This window comes from Chitinivibrionales bacterium (assembly GCA_014728215.1).
Classification (GTDB): Bacteria; Fibrobacterota; Chitinivibrionia; order Chitinivibrionales; family WJKA01; genus WJKA01.
The window spans coordinates 33,007-51,128 of record WJLZ01000211.1 but is presented as its reverse complement, the minus strand read 5'-3'; the positions used below and the strand labels follow the sequence as shown (position 1 = coordinate 51,128).

At 49.5% G+C, this 18,122-nt stretch carries 8 protein-coding genes; 2 read left to right on the top strand and 6 right to left on the bottom strand.

Features of this window, described 5'->3' with window-relative positions:
* Nucleotides 1–28 precede the first annotated feature (28 nt).
* From carB to GF401_19360, 6 genes are all read right to left on the bottom strand, one after another.
* Nucleotides 29–3,307: a carbamoyl-phosphate synthase large subunit gene (gene carB / locus GF401_19385; protein ID MBD3347223.1), complete on the bottom strand. Its 3,279-nt coding sequence runs from the start codon at nt 3,305–3,307 to the stop codon at nt 29–31.
* A 21-nt stretch (nt 3,308–3,328) separates the two neighbouring features.
* Nucleotides 3,329–4,438 carry a glutamine-hydrolyzing carbamoyl-phosphate synthase small subunit gene (gene carA, locus GF401_19380; protein MBD3347222.1) on the bottom strand — a complete coding sequence of 370 codons (1,110 nt, stop codon included), beginning with the start codon at nt 4,436–4,438 and terminating at the stop codon, nt 3,329–3,331.
* A 310-nt stretch (nt 4,439–4,748) separates the two neighbouring features.
* Nucleotides 4,749–5,447 carry an amidotransferase gene (locus GF401_19375; protein ID MBD3347221.1) on the bottom strand — a complete coding sequence of 233 codons (699 nt, stop codon included), beginning with the start codon at nt 5,445–5,447 and terminating at the stop codon, nt 4,749–4,751.
* Nucleotides 5,448–5,529: 82 nt separating this feature from the next.
* Complete coding sequence (gltD, locus tag GF401_19370) at nt 5,530–6,954, bottom strand: glutamate synthase small subunit (protein ID MBD3347220.1); 1,425 nt, start codon at nt 6,952–6,954, stop codon at nt 5,530–5,532.
* Nucleotides 6,954–11,492, bottom strand: a complete 4,539-nt coding sequence (gltB, locus tag GF401_19365) for a glutamate synthase large subunit (protein MBD3347219.1) — start codon at nt 11,490–11,492, stop codon at nt 6,954–6,956. Before gltB ends, gltD begins: the two co-directional genes overlap by 1 nt.
* A gap of 87 nt (nt 11,493–11,579) precedes the next feature.
* Nucleotides 11,580–14,213: a pyruvate, phosphate dikinase gene (locus GF401_19360; GenBank protein ID MBD3347218.1), complete on the bottom strand. Its 2,634-nt coding sequence runs from the start codon at nt 14,211–14,213 to the stop codon at nt 11,580–11,582.
* Between the two features lie 457 nt (nt 14,214–14,670).
* On the opposite strand from GF401_19360, the gene glnA reads away from it, so the two are divergent.
* Together glnA and GF401_19350 are read left to right on the top strand one after the other, a co-directional pair.
* On the top strand, nt 14,671–16,116 hold the full coding sequence (gene glnA / locus GF401_19355; GenBank protein ID MBD3347217.1) for a type I glutamate--ammonia ligase: 1,446 nt from the start codon (nt 14,671–14,673) through the stop codon (nt 16,114–16,116).
* Between the two features lie 352 nt (nt 16,117–16,468).
* Nucleotides 16,469–18,028 carry a GAF domain-containing protein gene (locus GF401_19350; protein ID MBD3347216.1) on the top strand — a complete coding sequence of 520 codons (1,560 nt, stop codon included), beginning with the start codon at nt 16,469–16,471 and terminating at the stop codon, nt 18,026–18,028.
* Nucleotides 18,029–18,122: the final 94 nt, after the last annotated feature.

Here is an 18,122-nt window from a genome sequence, read left to right as displayed (position 1 = left end):
TAAAAATTCGAAACTCGAAATGTGTTCTTTATTTCCACATATCTTTCTTTTTCGAGAGCAGATTGATATTATTTTGCTGATTTTTACCGGCGGGGGCAGCCCGTTCCTGGATACTGACGACATCAAAGCCCCGTTTTTCAAGGGAAAACATTCCGCCGATAGCAGCCTGCGCGCCTTCAAGGGTTGTGATATACGGAATACTCTGCGATACGGCTGCACTGCGGATCGGTTTTGAATCGATCAGCGATTTCCGTCCTGCCGGTACATTGATCACCAGGTCGACACTATTGGTTTTTATAAGATCTACGATATCGGGTTTTCCTTCACCGATTTTATAGACCTGTCGGACATTAATTCCTGCGCTGGTCAGCGCATGCCAGGTACCTTCGGTGGCACAGAGCTGAAAACCCATATCAAACAGGGTTTTGGCGGCAAAGATAATGCTTCGTTTCACACTGTTGCGGACACTGATAAAGACCGTGCCGGACCGGGGAAGATAATTGCCCGCAGCTTCCTGCGATTTGGCATAGGCCAGACCGAAATCCTGGTCGATTCCCATGACTTCACCGGTGGATTTCATTTCGGGGCCCAGTACCGTGTCTGCTCCGGGGAATTTACCAAAAGGAAGAACCGATTCTTTTACCGAGAAATAAGTCATTGTCCGTTCCCGGGCTTCTGGTATATCGGCAAGCCTGGCGCCGGCCATTACCTTGGCGGCAATATAGGCCCACGGTATGCCGGTTGCCTTGGAGACAAAGGGTACGGTCCGAGATGCCCGCGGGTTGACTTCCAGAATGTAAACGGTGTCTTCATTCACCGCAAACTGGATGTTCATCAACCCAACCACATTCAGCTCATTGGCAATTGCCATGGTAATGCGTCTGATTTCTTCGATCATACCCTTTGAAAGGGAGTAGGGCGGAACAACACATGCGCTGTCGCCGGAGTGAATCCCGGCTTCCTCAATATGTTCCATAATGCCGCAGATCATGGTCGTCTTGCCGTCGGACAGAGCATCAACATCAACCTCGATCGCATCGCCGATAAATTTGTCGATCAGCACCGGACGATTTTCTCCCGCTTCCTTGGCTTCATCGATAAAAGCATGGAGTTCCTCTTTGTCGTAAATGATCCGCATGGCCCGTCCACCGAGCACAAAGGATGGCCGCAGAAGGATCGGGAAAGAGATCTCATGGCAGATTTTCAGCGCTTCATCGATATTTTCCGCCATACCGTTGGGTGGCTGTTGCAGATCGAGTTTTTTCAGCATTGCCGCAAATTCATCCCGGTCTTCGGCACGTTCGATCGATTCAACCGACGTCCCGATTATCGGCGCACCGGCTTCTTTAAGCTTCCTGGCGAGATTAAGCGGTGTCTGGCCGCCGAATTGAATAATTACACCGTCCGGCTTCTCCTTATCGATAATATTCATCACATCCTCAAAGGTAAGCGGCTCGAAATAGAGACGGTCGGAGGTGTCGTAGTCGGTACTCACCGTTTCGGGGTTGGAATTCACCATGATTGATTCGATACCCATATCCCGCAGGGCATAGGAAGCCTGACAGCAGCAGTAGTCGAATTCGATACCCTGACCGATCCGGTTGGGACCGCCACCCAGAATGATTATCTTTTTCCGCTCCGACGGCAAACCTTCATCTTCGGTTTCATAAGTCGAATAATAATAGGGCGTGTAGGCCTCGAATTCGGCTGCACAGGTGTCAACCAGTTTGTAGGTGGGGGTTATTTCCAGCTTTTTGCGAAGTTTTCTGGCTTCGTTTTCGGTTATCTCAAGGTTTTTTCCAAGCTGAACATCCGAAAATCCCATCTGTTTTGCTTTTTCAAAGAACACCTGTTGCTCATCCCTGGGTGCCTTGAGTATGTCTTTTGGTATGGATGCTTCGAAATCGATAATATCTTTAATATTATTGATAAACCAGAGATCGATACCGGTTTTTTCGTTGATTAGTTCGGGAGTGATTTCCAGCCGCAGAGCCCGTCCGACAGCAAACATTCTGTCACACCGGAGTTCTTCAAGCATCGGGAGGATCTCTTTTTTGGTAAGATGGCCGAATTTAGCTTCATCCAGACCGGGTCTTCCGATCTCCAGTCCTCTGAGGCCTTTCTGCAGGGCTTCCTTGAAAGTCCGTCCGATCGCCATGGTTTCTCCCACCGATTTCATCTGCACGCCCAGTGATGAATTGGCTTCGGGGAATTTTTCAAAGGCAAACCGGGGGATTTTCACCACACAGTAGTCGATCGTGGGCTCAAAGGAGGCCGGTGTCTCTTTGGTAATATCATTACGGATTTCATCAAGCGAATAGCCGACCGCCAGTTTGGCGGCAAATTTTGCAATCGGGAACCCGGTCGCCTTTGAGGCGAGTGCCGAACTGCGGCTGACCCGGGGGTTCATCTCTATCACCACCATGCGGCCTGTTTCCGGCTGAACAGCAAACTGGATATTCGACCCGCCCGTATCGACACCGATTTCTCGAATGATCGCTACGGAGGCATCCCGCATCTTCTGGTACTGGCGGTCGGTGAGGGTCTGGGCGGGAGCGGTCGTGATGCTGTCACCGGTGTGAATGCCCATGGGATCGAGATTCTCGATCGAGCAGATAATCACGACGTTATCGGCGTGGTCCCGCATGATCTCGAGTTCATATTCTTTCCATCCCAGCACCGATTCTTCAAGGAGTATTTCGTTTATCCGGCTGTAGTGGAGTCCGAGTCGGGCCTGACGTTCAAATTCGACTTCGTTATGGGCAATACCGCCGCCGGTTCCGCCAAGCGTGTAGCTCGGACGAATAATGATGGGAAAACCGATTTCTTTGACAATCTCCCAGGCTTCATCCATGTTATAAGCAAGGGCACTTTGGGGAACATCAAGGCCGATTTTTATCATCGCCGCTTTGAAACTGCTCCGGTCTTCCGCCTTTTTTATCGCATCCTGGTCGGCGCCGATCAATTTGACATTGTACCGTTGAAGGACACCGTTTTCGGCAAGTTCCATGGCGGTGTTGAGCCCTGTCTGACCACCCATTGTAGGAAGAATTGCATCGGGTTTCTCTTTTGCAATAATTTTTTCCACAATCTCAGGAGTTACCGGCTCAATATAGGTTCGGTCGGCCATGAGTGGATCGGTCATGATTGTTGCCGGATTGGAATTTACCAGGATAACTTCGTATCCCTCTTCCCGCAACGCTTTGCATGCCTGAGTACCGGAATAATCGAATTCACAGGCCTGGCCAATAACAATCGGCCCACTTCCGATAATCAGTATGCGATGAATGTCTGTTCTTTTCGGCATTACTACTCCTGCGTGATCGAATTATGAGTTGTCAATTAACGTGATAAATTTCTCGAAAAGGTAGCCCGAATCGTGCGGTCCGGGAGCCGCTTCCGGATGATACTGAACACTGAATACCTTTGCATCAGGATCGGAAAGACCTTCGCAGGTGATATCATTCAGGTTCAGGTGTGTCATCGTGACGCCGGCTGCTTTCATCGACTCGGCATCAATACAATAATTATGGTTCTGTGATGTTATCTCGATTTCTCCGGTTTTCAGATTCCGTACCGGGTGATTGGCGCCGTGATGGCCGAATTTGAGTTTGTAGCGTTTTCCTCCCAGGGCAAGACCGGCGAGCTGATGGCCCAGGCAGATACCGAAAATCGGTACCTTGCCGATTAATTCTTTTAATGTATCGACTGCATAGGGAACACCGCCGGGATCACCCGGACCGTTGGACAAAAAAACACCATCCGGATTCAACGCAAGGACATCGGCCGCTTTCGTCGAAGCAGGGACAACCGTTATTTTACCGCCCAGCGATTCCAGAATCCTCAGAATCGAATATTTGATACCGTAATCAAAGGCAACAATCGAAAACCGCGGCTTTTTCTTTGCATCACCGCTGTCGGAGACCTCATTCCAGACCCAGGGTTTTTTGCAGGTAACATTTTTTACAATATCTTTATCCAGAAGACCCTCCCAGGCCTTTGCCTTGTCAACAAGGTCGTCGGTATTAATGCCGTTTTCACCGGCATACAGGACCGCGTTCATTGCTCCTTTAAGCCGTATCTTCCGGGTAAGCAAACGGGTATCGATTCCCTGGATCCCGATGATTCCCGACTTTTCGAGATATTCTCCCAACGACTGCTGGCTGGTAAAATTCGATGGATACCCGCAGGCTTCCTTCACCACAAAACCTGCAACCTGGACACGAGATGATTCGATATCGGTTTCAGTAATGCCGTAATTCCCGATCAGGGGATAGGTCATGGTAACGATCTGATTATTATACGATGGATCAGTGAGGACCTCCTGGTACCCGGTCATCGCGGTATTGAATACTATCTCGCCGACCGATTCTCCCGGCGCTCCAAATGATTCACCTTTAAATACAGTTCCATCCTCTAGCGCAATATAGCCCTTCACCGTGTACCTCTTTGGTTAGTAAGATTGAAAAAATACGGAATTTTATTTGAAAAAAAGAGGGATTTTGAGAAAACAATTGAAGAAAAAAAGAATGCCCGAACCGTGATGCCCTTTGCATCACCCATTTCCGTACATCCCTTCTGATTTAGCGGCTTTAATCACTTTTGTTTCGCTTACTTCAGGCACAATTACTATCTTTCCACGCCCCAATTGGGAATAAAATAAGAATTGTACTCCCAAATTTCCAGAGAAATCTATAAGTAGCCCCAAAAAAATTATTCTCTTCATTAAATTCTTTCGGAAAAACCGTCTAACTCATTGAATTTTCGACACGGGTCATAAACAGGTCACTTAGCTTTCGAAGTTCATCTTCATAAATGTCGTGCCCGGTCATCTCCTCTTTTGTCTGAATAAAGAGTTTTTCTGTTATTTCGTTATTACAATGTTCGATCAGTTTTGCGATGCTTTCCCGGTTTGATTCCAGATGGAACTGAAGGGCAACGACACGGTTTTCATATTCAAAGGACTGATTGCTGCATCCATAGGAGTATGATGTTTTTACGGCGCCTTGGGGAATGTCGAACATTTCGCCATGCCAGTGAAAGGCCGTAAATTTTTCCGGGAGCGAACCCAGGAACCGTGACGACTTGCCGTGCTTGGTTAAATGAACGGGAAACCATCCGATCTCTTTATGTTTGTTTCTGTAAACCCGTGCTCCCAGCACATGGGCGATCAATTGAGCGCCAAGACAGATGCCCAGCACGGTTTTTCCCTGTTCCAGTGTCCGATCGATAAATCGTTTTTCGTCATCCAGCCAGGGATATTCATTTCCATCATGAATACTCATAGGTCCGCCCATTATTGTAAGAAGATCGAAGGATTCTGGCGGAGGAAAAGGTTCCCTTTTGAAAAGCTTTGTCCCCGAAACAGAATGCCCTCTTTTCCGGGCCCAGGTACAAATAGCAGCGGGGTCTTCAAAGGAAACGTGTTGAAGGTAGTGGATTTTCATAGGACCAAAGTTGAAGGTGAAGATCAAGAGCCGGATTCACACGCTCATTATCGTTAAACCTCTTTTTGCTCCCCCTTATCCTCTATTTTCTTAAAAATTCGTCAATACTCTTAGCAGCTTCCCTTCCGTGATAGATGGCGCGGACTACCAGTGATGCACCGGTGCCTGAGTCACCGGCGGCAAACACGCCCGGAACGGTAGTTGCATAATTTTCGATTTTTAAATTCCCTCTGTCATCAAGATCAATGCCGAGATCTTCGATCAGTTTGCCGTGTTCTACATGGAGGAACCCCATTGCCAGAAGCACCAGATCGACCTTGAGTGAGAATTCGGATCCGGGGATCTCTTTCATTACCTGGCGGTTCTTTTTTTCATCTTTTTCCCACTTGACACGCACAAAATCGGCTTCTTCGATATTGATCCCATGGCTTCGGAACCCTTTGGTCAGGATACCCCATTCCCGGGTACATCCTTCCTCATGGGATGTTGCGGTTCTGAAAATCCGGGGCCAGTTTGGCCATGAGGGATTCCAGGGTTTGTCCCAGGTCATTGGCTTGGGCATTATTTCGTATTGATAGACCTGTCGTGCTCCCTGCCGGATGGCAGTTCCGACACAATCGGCCCCGGTATCGCCACCGCCGATCACCAGAACGTTTTTATTTTTTGCCGAGATGATTTGATGCTTTTCCAGTTCGCCGGCAACAGCCTTGTTGGATTGTTTCAGATAGTCCATGGCAAAATGGATACCCTCGAGTCCCCGTCCGGGCACATGAAGGTCTCGGGGGGTGCCTGCGCCGATCGTTAAAAGTATGGCATCAAAGGATTTCCGCAGGTACCGTACCGAGATGTCTTCACCAATGACAACATCGGTTTCGAAGGTGACTCCTTCAGCGCTCATCTGCTCGATCCGCCGGTCGAGCATGCTTTTATCGAGTTTGTAATCGGGGATACCATACCGGAGTATACCGCCGATTTTATTGTCCTTTTCAAAGAGGGTTACGGTATGTCCGGCCCGCCTGAGCTGCTGGACCGCCGCCAATCCTGCAGGGCCTGAACCGATAACCGCAACTTTTTTGCCGGTTTCAACCGACGGTGGACGGGGAACAACCCATCCTTCCTTAAACGCCCGCTCGATAATCGCCAGCTCGATCTGCTTGATTGTCACCGGACTGGTATTGATCGAAAGGGTACAGGCCGCTTCACAGGGCGCAGGACAAATCCTTCCGGTTACCTCGGGAAGGGTGTTGGTCATTTCCAGCCGGTAGTAGGCTTCTTCCCATTTTCCCCGGTAAACAAGATCATTCCATTCGGGGATAAGGTTATAGACCGGACATCCCATGGCATGGCAGAAGGGGATGCCGCAATCCATGCACCGGGCCCCTTGAGTCTGTATTTCTTCGGTGGGCTGAAGAATGACGAATTCTTCATAATTGTGAATCCGTTCATCAGCCGGTTTGTACACCGGCGCCCGGCGTTCATAATTCATAAATCCTGTTGGTTTTCCCATTATGCAAATATCTCCTCGGTCATCGAAACAATTTCAGATTCCTTTGATTCATCTTTCCGCAGCCGTTCGAGAGCTTTCCTGTAATCGAGAGGCATCACTTTAACAAACTGCGGCAGCATTTCAGTCCAGTCCCGCAGGATTCTCGATGCGTATTCGCTCCGGGTCAGGGCGACATGGTTCTGGATCAGGCGAAGCAGAAGCTTTTTATCTTCCGGGTCGGCGATCGGTTCCACATCGATCATTTCAAGATTACACTTGGTATCGAAAAGCTGGTCTTCATCGAGAACAAAGGCGATACCGCCGCTCATTCCCGCACCAAAATTAATCCCGGTTCGTCCTAAAACGACAATCACTCCGCCGGTCATGTATTCGCAGCCGTGATCACCAACGCCTTCCACAACCGCGATCGCGCCGCTATTGCGGACAGCAAAACGTTCGCCAGCCATACCGTTGATATAAACTTCACCTTTAACCGCGCCGAAAAGGTTGACATTGCCGGTAATTATGTTGTTCTGGGGACGGAATGTGGAGCCCTTGGGGGGATAGACGATTATTTTTCCTCCCGAGAGTCCTTTGCCGAAATAATCATTGGCATCGCCTTCAAGCTCGAACGTAATACCCGGCGCAAGGAAAGCACCGAAACTCTGACCTGCAGAACCGGTAAATTTACATTTGATTGTGTCGGCCGGAAGTCCTTTGGAACCAAAGCGGCGGGATATCTCGGCACTCAGTGTCGCCCCCACGGTCCGGTTGCAGTTCTGGATCGAGGCAAAAAGGTTGGTGGAGTGTTTCTGCTCGAGCGCAGGCATTGACGTTTCGATAAGCTCCTGGTCGATACTCATGGAAAAATCGTGGTGCTGCTTATCGGTGCAATAGAGCGAGCCGTCCTTTGGTACGGTGGGTATCGAAAGTACTTTTGAGAAATCGAGACCCCGGGCTTTCCAGTGTTCGATCGCATCATTGACTTCCAGTGTATCGACACGGCCGACCATTTCATCGACCGTCCGGAATCCGAGCTGCGCCATGATTTCACGAACATCGTTTGCGACGAATTTCATGAAATTGACCAGATATTCCGGTTTGCCGGAAAACCGTTTTCTCAGTTCAGGGTCCTGAGTGGCAACCCCGACCGGGCAGGTGTTCAGATGGCATTTTCTCATCATGACACAGCCCATACATACCAGCGACATGGTGCCGAACCCGAATTCTTCCGCACCAAGCAGTGTTGCAACGACAACATCCCTGCCGGTCAAAAGCTTGCCGTCTGTCTGCACCCGGATACGGCTTCGAAGCCGGTTGAGGACAAGTGTCTGCTGGGTTTCGGCCAGGCCGATTTCCCAGGGAGCACCGGCGTGCTTAATTGATGATATGGGTGAAGCTCCCGTGCCACCGTCATGACCGCTGATCAAGACCATGTCGGCTTTACCTTTGGCGACTCCTGCGGCAATGGTGCCGACGCCGACTTCGGAGACGAGTTTAACTGATACCCGTGCCTCGGGATTGGCGTTTTTCAAATCAAATATCAATTGCGCAAGATCTTCGATAGAGTAAATGTCATGATGAGGCGGCGGTGAGATCAGCATGACACCGGGAGTCGAATGACGGACTTTTGCGATTATCTCGTTTACCTTGTGTCCCGGCAACTGACCACCCTCACCTGGTTTCGCTCCCTGAGCCATTTTTATCTGAAGCTCTCTGGCGCTGACCACGTAGGCGCTGTTGACTCCGAAACGGCCCGAGGCGACCTGTTTGACCATGCTGTTTTTGTTGTCGCCGTTGGGAAGGGGTTTGAAACGCTCTTCATCTTCGCCCCCCTCACCCGAATTACTCGCCGCGCCCAGGCGGTTCATGGCTATCGCTATGGTCTCATGGGCTTCCTTGCTGATCGAACCGAAAGACATGGCCGAGCTGACAAAACGCTTGACAATTGAATCTGCAGACTCAACTTCTTCGAGAGCTATCGGCTCCTGTTTTTTGAACCGGAACAGCCCGCGGAGTGTGCAGAGGCTTTTTTCCGCGTGATTAACCCGGTCTGCATAGGATTTATATGCTGTATAATCGTTTTCCCTGATCGCCTGGTGAATCAGCGTGACGGCCTCCGGGCTGATAAGATGGCGTTCGGAAAAACGGCGGTAATGGATGTTGCCGCCCGAGTTGAGTTGACGGGGATCGGTGTCGGCAAGGGTAAAGGATTGCCGGTGACGTTCCAGTGTTTCCCGGGCAATCTGTTCGATCCCGATACCTTCAATACGGGAGGGTGTTCCGGGAAAGAAGCGGCTTACAATGTCAGTGTTAAGGCCGACCGCTTCGAAAACCTGAGCCCCCCGGTAACTACGGATCGTGGAAATACCCATTTTCGACATTATTTTCAGAAGGCCCTTTTTGATAGCCGTGATATAATTATCGATTGCCGTTTCCAGCTTCAGGTCGTCGGGAAACCATCCTTCCCTTTTAAGCTGGGCGACGCACTCGAAGGCAAGCCAGGGATTAACCGCACTTGCACCGAATCCGATCAGGGTGGCGAAATGCATGACTTCTCTGGCCTCGCCGGTTTCGACCACCAGGCCGGTCAACTGTCGTTTTCCGCATTTTACCAGGTGATGATGGACTGCTGAAACGGCGAGCAGCGCAGGCACCGGGATGTTATCTTTGTCAATGTCACGGTCGCTGAGAATAATCAGTGAATAGCCATCATCGACGCTCCGTTCCGCCCGGGTGCAGATGTTTTCCACCGCCTTGTTCAGATCCCAGTGGTTGTCGTTTTCCGGTGCGCACATCGAGATTACCGTTCCCCTGAACCCGTCTTCATCAACCGATTTGAGTTTTTCGATATCTTCGTTGATTATGATGGGGTGGGGGAGTTTGAGTTGCCGGCAGTGCATTGCGGTTTCATCGAGCAGGTTCTGTTCTTTACCGATAAAACTCATGAGCGACATGACCTGGTTTTCACGATAGGGATCGATAGGTGGGTTTGTCACCTGGGCAAAGAGCTGTTTGAAATAGTTGTACAGAAGTTGCGGACGGTGCGATAACACCGCTAAGGGGGCGTCGTTGCCCATGGAGCCGACCGGTTCCTGTCCGTTAATGGCCATGGGAGAAATAATCATTGAGAGGTCTTCGAGCGTATAGCCGAAAATTTTCTGTTCGGTTGCATTATTGTTGTCGGCATGGGGGATCGGGCCGGGGGGTTGAAAGAGGCCCCGGAGCTCGATCCGGTTGCTTTCGAGCCACCGGCGGTATGGTTTCTGCCTCGACACCGAAGCTTTTATTTCGTTGTCGTAAAGGATCCGTCCTTTTTTTGTGTCAACCAGAAGCATCTTTCCGGGGGCGAGCCGTCCTTTCTGAAGGATATCTTCTGCGGGAACCGGGAGCACACCGACCTCGGATGCCATGATAACACGGCCGCTTTTGGTCACCACGAACCGTGCCGGCCGGAGGCCGTTTCTGTCGAGAGAGGCGCCGACTTTGGTGCCGTCGGTGAAAACCAGCGCCGCAGGACCATCCCAGGGTTCCATAATCGCAGCATGATATTCATAGAATGCACGCTTGTCCTGACTGATATGATACTTGGGGCCAAAGGCCTCGGGAACCATCATCATCACCGAATGCTCGATCGATCTTCCGCTGTGAGAAAGAAGTTCGAAAACATTGTCGAATATGGCCGAATCGCTCGATGTCGGATCGATAATGGGAAGAAGCTTATCGATATCATCGCCGTAGAGTTTCGATTGGAGGGTTGTTTCCCGGGCATTCATTTTATTGATATTCCCCCGGAGTGTGTTGATTTCCCCGTTGTGGGCCAGATATCTGAAAGGCTGGGCCAGGGGCCACGATGGAAAGGTATTGGTGCTGTAGCGCTGGTGGACAAGTGCAAAGGCGCTTTGAACGTCCTTGTTTCTGAGATCGGGGAAAAAGTCCTCGAACTGGGGGGCGACAAAGAGCCCCTTATAGGTGATTGTCTTGCAGGAGAGCGATGAAACATAAAAATCTTCGATCGAGAATCCCTGCTCACCCGCGGCCTTTTCCAGGCACCGGCGCACAACATAGAGTTTCCGTTCGAGATTGTCGTCGGTACGCTTTTTCAGCGCGATAAAGAGCTGCTTCATGAAAGGCATGCTTTCCCGGGCCATTTCACCGAGGCAGTCGGGGTTGATCGGAATGTCACGCCATCCGAGAACATAACCGCCCTCCTGGCCGACAGTTGTTTCGATCAGTTCGCATGCCCTTTTGCGATCATCGTCTTTTTGAGGAAGGAAAAGCATGCCGACACCATAGGCGCCTTCCCCGGGCAGTTTGAAATTAAGTCGATGAGCTTCTTCCTGAAAAAACAGATGAGGTATCTGGATTAAAAGCCCGGCACCGTCACCGGTTTTACTGTCTCCGCCGATCGCTCCGCGATGGACAAGATTCTTCAGAATGGTAATACCGTCGGCAACGATCTGATGTGATTGCTGGCCATTGACATTGACGACAAATCCGACGCCGCAATTGTCATGCTCGAATGCCGGATCATATAATCCCCGGGCTGGTTGTCTCATGATAGGAAATACCTTTCGTTCTGTACGATTATTCTTTTATATATTTCATTTTGCATAATATATCTGGAATCGGTCTTTTCACGCTTTTTACTCCCGGTCAATATAGCATACTCCTTCCTGGGTCAGTGCGTTAACATTGAGGCATATATTGCGTTTGCTGTCGAAGTTTTCAAAGTCGATCACCCTGATACATTCACTCCACGATGCCGCATCGGGCAGCAATTCGGGAAAACGGTTCGGGGACGACATGAGAAAGTTTTCGTTGAATCTATGACCTTCACGTTTGGGATAGATCGCCAGGTAGAGCATGTCCATTTCGACCAGATCGTTAAAAAAATGGGTTCCCAGCGAGACATCCGGAATCAGTCCTTCATGCATAAACGCCAGTTCGCAGAGCACCGATACGGTGTTGATATCGGTAAAGGAGACAGGCACACCGAGTGAGGGCGATGTCGTTCCCCACCGTCCGGGACCGATAAGCGCGATTGTTTTTTGCACCGAATTATTTTTTTCGTGCAGATGGGTCAGTTTGCCGATAACCCGGGCAAGTGAATACCGTTCGTTCATGGAGAGACTGGTGTAGTGTGAGGGAACCACATAGACCAGGCGTTCGATTGTATCGGAGATACTGTTGCCGATAATGGGGCCCCTGGTTTGAAAGATGATATTCTTCATGGCGATTTTGCCCGGTGATTCAACGGTCCGGAATTCGCCTTTTACCTGAAAGGGCCTGCACTGGACAAGATTTATCCGGTATAAATTTTCTTCAACAAAGTTTGCCGTAAATTCGATATCCACCGGATAGTTGTATGCTTTCTGGAGTATCTGAAGCATGGAGCGCATATCCGAAACAAAATCGGTCTGTTTCAGAAGTTTATCGAAGGTAAGGACATAGGAAAAGACAGTGCTCATTTTATGTTCCCGTGCCCGTCGCTCCATTTCTTCATCCCGCGATGCAAAAATATCGAGCGGGAGATCGCTTGCGTTTTGAGCGACATTTTCGAAATCATGGGAAATATGCCGATTTTCTTTTAAATCCAGCACATCGACTCTCCGTTGGGCATATTTTCGCACCTGATCAAAATTGGATTCAGGTCTTTTGTCGGGCGCGTTCAACGCGACAATCCTGGTATAATCGTCATCCACCCTGTCGACCGCATGGGTCCCCAATCCGAATACCAGGCGAAGCATTCCTTTTCCGGGATCGATATCCGGTGACCAGGCATAGGGATTAAAGGAGAATCCGACACCGGCGACATGGGGGTAATAGAATGTCCCGTTGATATCGCCCGAAACACGCTGCACAAGAAGGGCCATCTGTTCATCCTGGTCCAGGAGTCCCCAATGTTTCCGGTAGGCCAGCGCCTCTTTTCGCATGGTGCTGGCATAGACTGTCCGTACTGCATCCATGAATTCTTCGAGGCGATCGGGTGGGGATCCCTGGTTTGCGCAGAACACGCTTTCGTACTTTCCTGAAAAGGCATTCCCATAGGCATCTTCCAGAAGACTGCTCGAGCGGACAATGATCGGTGACTGGCCGAAATAGTCGAGCATATTGCTGAACTGGGCCTTGATATCATCGGGGAAAGTTCCCGAGAGGATTTTCCGTTGAACATCCTCGGAGCCGTCGAGTATCTCACCGGAGAGTTTCAGCTTTCGCCGCAGCCACCAGCATCCGTTGGTTATCAGGTACGAGTAAAAGAGGTCGGATCCGATAAAGAACGAATCGTGGGTTTCGAGAATTTCTTTCCACCGGGGATCGTTTTTCCTGAGGATCGCCCGTGCCAGAAGCATGCCCACCGATTTACCGCCGATCAGGCCGGTGCCGATCATCCGTTTGCCGATTTCCACCAGATCGATAAGATCGAAATGTTGCTGTGCCAGTTCTAAAAGGCGGTTGTCGCGGGTAATGGCCATTCGAAGCAGGCGGTCGCGCAGAATTTTTGCTTCGCGGTAGGCCTGGTCATTATCGGGGCCTTGTTGAAGACACTCCCGTGCCTGGCCGAAAGTCCGGGTCCAGACATCTAAATTCTGAAAGCTGAAATCGAGCCAGTCCTGGGAGATTGAACCCATGATCTCGGCAATACCCGTGCTGCCGGTTACCGGCCTGAATTTATCACCATGCCGGGCATGGAGCATAAACATGGTCGGTGAATACCGTTTCCACACTTTCAGGGGGTGGATATATATCGTTCCTTTATTGCAGTACACATCGAGTACCACCTGAGCGGTCGTATGAATGGCCTGGGTGGCGACAGTCATATGATGATCCCGCTGGAGCGCAAAATAGGTGGCGGTTTTAAAATCGTAGAGATAGGGGCAGGTGAGCATAAAGAAATTACCGAGCATTCGGTCGCTGTACCAGTCCACCGATAATTCCGAAAGGCTGTCGAAGACATAACATGCGCCGAGCCCCTGGCGTTCGATAACATCAAAAATCTCGGAAATGAAGGTCTCGAACCCGTCTTCGGGGTGGAGCTGATGAATTTCCGCTTTTACATCCTCGGGCAGAAGCCATGGATGGTCTGCAAATCTGAAATAAATAAGGCTCCGGTTTTCCCGATTGGCCTGATAGCAGAAGGGATGAACAAAGGGGATGTAATCGTCGATATTATCGACCTGGAAAACTATATTGTCTCCGGGCAATACGCCGTGAATGGTTTGATCGAGTCCTTTGAGGCCGGTGCTCATCGATGTGTGAACTTTTTTTAATGGCTGCATTATAACCCAGATACCTTGAATGAAAACCCATACTTATGGAGCCGCGGCCGGAGGCAGGCTTGTTAAAGTAGTATTTTCAGTGATGCTGCTTTTTGTTTTCCTTGTGATTACGATTGTGGCATGTCGTTATTACGGGTTCGACACATAAATGTGTCGCAACAACCATGCCAACACTTATATTGAACATGAACAAGTGTAAAAAGCCGTTGCGACACAAAAATGTATTTCAGGGGTGTTATTGCTACATTTTTGTGCTTCTATGTGCTGCGGTTGCTCTATCGATAGTGATTGGGAATGCCTGAAACAGTCAAAAAACGGTATTACAAACATAATATAATATAGAATAATACATATATTTTATTTTTTTCGGAATTTCTCTTTTTGGCATATTAATTGCGCACATAAAGATCTTCAAAAAGAAAAGAGCATTTTTGTACAACTTAACAAAGGATCAGATATGACTCCCTGCAAAACTACCAAAGATGTCTTTGCCCTCATTAAGAGCGAAGAGGTACAAGTCGTAGACCTCAGATTCATGGATTTTCCCGGTTTATGGCAGCATTTTTCAATACCGGTTTCCGAGCTCGATGAGGATACTTTCGAGAAGGGGCTTGGTTTTGACGGTTCAAGTATTCGGGGATGGCAGGCTATTAATGAATCGGACATGCTGGTACGTCCTGTAGCAGAGACTGCATTTATCGATCCTTTCATGGTCCATAAGACCCTTGTGATGGTCTGTAATATTTGCGATCCGATTACCGGCGAAGACTACACCCGTGATCCGAGAAACATTGCTCGCAAAGCAGAGAACTATCTGAAAACAACCGGTATTGGTGACACCGCCTATCTTGGACCTGAAGCAGAGTTCTTTATTTTTGATGATGTCCGGTTTGATCAGACCTGTAACTCCGGCTACTATTTCCTCGATTCCTTTGAAGGGCGCTGGAATACCGGCCGTGAAGAGTTTCTCGATGAATCGGGGCTTTCTCATAATCTGGCGTACAAACCGCGGTATAAAGAAGGGTATTTTCCGGTACCGCCAACCGATAGTCTCCAGGATATCCGCAGTGAGATGATGCTTTCACTTATCAATACCGGTGTACCGATCGAATGTCAACACCACGAAGTTGCCACCGGTGGACAGGCCGAAATCGATATCCGCTTTGCCCCGCTGGTAGTCATGGGTGACCATCTTCTGAAATACAAATATATCATTAAAAACGTTGCCAGAAAACATGGCAAAAGCGTCACATTCATGCCTAAACCGCTTTTTAACGATAACGGTACGGGAATGCACACCCATCTGTCGATCTGGAAAGGGGATACGAACCTCTTTGCCGGTGACGGCTATGCCGGTATGTCACAGGATGCCATGTATGCAATCGGTGGAATTCTAAAACATGCACCGTCGTTGCTTGCTTTTACCAATCCGACTACCAACAGCTACAAACGGCTGGTACCGGGTTTTGAAGCACCGGTGAATCTTGCATACTCAAGCAGAAACAGGAGTGCGGCGGTCCGTATCCCGATGTACTCGACATCGGCCAAGGCAAAACGGCTTGAATTCCGTTGCCCGGATCCAAGCTGCAATCCCTATATCGCCATGTCGGCCCTGCTTATGGCTGCCCTTGACGGTATTCAAAACAAAATCGATCCGGGAGAACCGCTCGATAAGGATATCTACGATCTTCCGCCGGAAGAACTCGCAAAGGTCCCCACAACACCGGGATCATTAAGAGAAGCACTGAATGCACTGGAAAAAGATAACGAATATCTTCTCAAGGGTGATGTCTTTACTCCTGATGTTGTCGAGACATGGATCGATTATAAAATGACCCATGAAGTACAGGCTATCGATCTCAGGCCGCATCCGTGGGAGTTTGCTCTCTACTATGATATTTAAAAATTTCTATTTTATTTAATGGTTGCTGCTTGCAGGGGACTCCCGGACTTTTTGACTGGTGGGTCCCCTGTTGCTTTAAGAAGAGGATAAACGATCAGGAGAATGATTACAACAAAGGAGGCATATGTGAAATGCCTCTGCAATACTCGGTATGGTTCGTACATCGTAATCATTCCCGGATTCATTGAGTACCTGCGGCAAATAATCGCTTATCCCCTTCGCTCAATCGTGTTGATATTGCACAAACCAGCGGAGAGGTGATATTTTATGGTGATACAATATTGTGTCGGGTGTTTTCGAAATATGAATAATCCCTTTTAGTTGGACAAATAAATAAAAAGGGACAACAAAAATGGTTATAAAAGAAATAAATTCGGATCTTAGTTTTAATGGTGTCTCGGTACTTTACCATATTGCCCGTGTATTGGGTGCGGGTGGTGATCTTGAGAAGATAATGGTTAATGTCTTGGAAATTCTCGAGATTCATGCGGGTATGAACCGGGGCATGATTACCATATTGAGTAAGGACAACACCGAATTAATTCTCGATGTTGCCCATGGGATTTCCGAGCCCGACCGCCGGCGGGGCAGGTACCGCCCGGGTGAAGGGGTGACCGGCAAAGTTCTTCAGAGCGGCAAACCGATTGTTATTCCGAAATTAAAAGATGAGCCTGCATTTTTAGACAGGACCGGCGCGCGGAGTAACCTTGAAAGCTCGAATATCGCCTTTCTCTGTGTTCCGGTTAAGGCCAAAGGAAATGTTATCGGAACACTGTCGGTCGACCGGGTGACCAACGGCAACAAAGACAAGCTCGAGAACGAGCTTGATTTTTTAGAGGCGGTGGGTGATCTGGTCTCGCAACTGGTTTTGGAGCGCCGGGAAAGCAATGAACGGATTTCGGAGCTTGAAAAGGAGAATCTGGAACTCCGCAGGTCGCTCGAAGACATGGGACGGCCCCGTGAGATGATCGGGAACAGCAGTACCATGCGTGAGGTTTTCCGTCAGATCGCTCAGGTATCGTCATCACCAACAACGGTACTTATCTGCGGTGACACGGGGACCGGCAAGGAGCTGGTTGCCCGGGCAATTCACCAGAAAAGCCCGCGAAAAGACGGCCATTTCATTGCCGTAAACTGTGCATCGCTTCCCGAATCGCTTTTAGAAAGTGAACTTTTCGGCCACGAAAAAGGCTCCTTTACCGGCGCCGTTTCCCGTCGGATCGGACGCTTTGAGGCTGCGAACAATGGTACGCTGTTTCTCGATGAAATCGGTGAGATGACCCCGAGTGCCCAGAGCAGGCTCCTGCGGGCAATCCAGGAAAAGGAGATACAGCGGGTAGGCGGCCTCGATTCGGTAAAAGTCAATGTCCGTCTGATATGCGCAACCAACAGGGACCTCGAAAATGACGTCAAAGAGGGGGTTTTCCGTGAAGACCTCTATTATCGGGTCAATGTTTTTACCATTGTGCTGCCGCCTCTCCGGAACCGGGGCGCTGACATTCTCCTTCTGGCAGATCATTTTGCTAAAAAATACAGCACTATCCATTCCAAAAAGATCAGCCGTATATCAACGCCGGCAATCGATATGCTGTCTTCATATCACTGGCCGGGAAATGTCAGAGAACTGGAAAATGTCATGGAACGGGCGGTCCTGGTAGCGGGATCAAACAGCGTTGAAGGTCATGACCTTCCGCCAACACTCCAGATGAAAGAAATGGGAGCCGAAACCGGAGGAATCAGAAACACCTTTAACAACCTGGTCGCTGCCTACGAAAAGGAGCTTATCGTGGATGCTCTTAAAGATGCCCGGGGAAATCAGACCGAAGCCGCTAAAATCCTTGGAACCACCAAGCGGATAATCCAATACAAAATTACCAAGTACAAAATCGATTACCAGCGGTTCAGGCACTAGGGGAGGGACGAAGAGCGCTGGTTGAAAAGTTGAAAGCGCTGCACTGAGCTGGTACACTGAGCCTGCAGAATGGTCGAAGGGCTGCCGAAGTCTC

Excerpts from the sequence above, each read along its gene's own strand:
- GF401_19375 (MBD3347221.1), bottom strand. The coding sequence starts at position 5,447 with ATGAAAATCCACTACCTTCAACACGTTTCCTTTGAAGACCCCGCTGCT.
- gltB (MBD3347219.1), bottom strand. The coding sequence starts at position 11,492 with ATGAGACAACCAGCCCGGGGATTATATGATCCGGCATTCGAGCATGAC.
- carB (MBD3347223.1), bottom strand. The coding sequence starts at position 3,307 with ATGCCGAAAAGAACAGACATTCATCGCATACTGATTATCGGAAGTGGG.
- GF401_19360 (MBD3347218.1), bottom strand. The coding sequence starts at position 14,213 with ATGCAGCCATTAAAAAAAGTTCACACATCGATGAGCACCGGCCTCAAA.
- gltD (MBD3347220.1), bottom strand. The coding sequence starts at position 6,954 with ATGGGAAAACCAACAGGATTTATGAATTATGAACGCCGGGCGCCGGTG.
- glnA (MBD3347217.1), top strand. The coding sequence starts at position 14,671 with ATGACTCCCTGCAAAACTACCAAAGATGTCTTTGCCCTCATTAAGAGC.
- GF401_19350 (MBD3347216.1), top strand. The coding sequence starts at position 16,469 with ATGGTTATAAAAGAAATAAATTCGGATCTTAGTTTTAATGGTGTCTCG.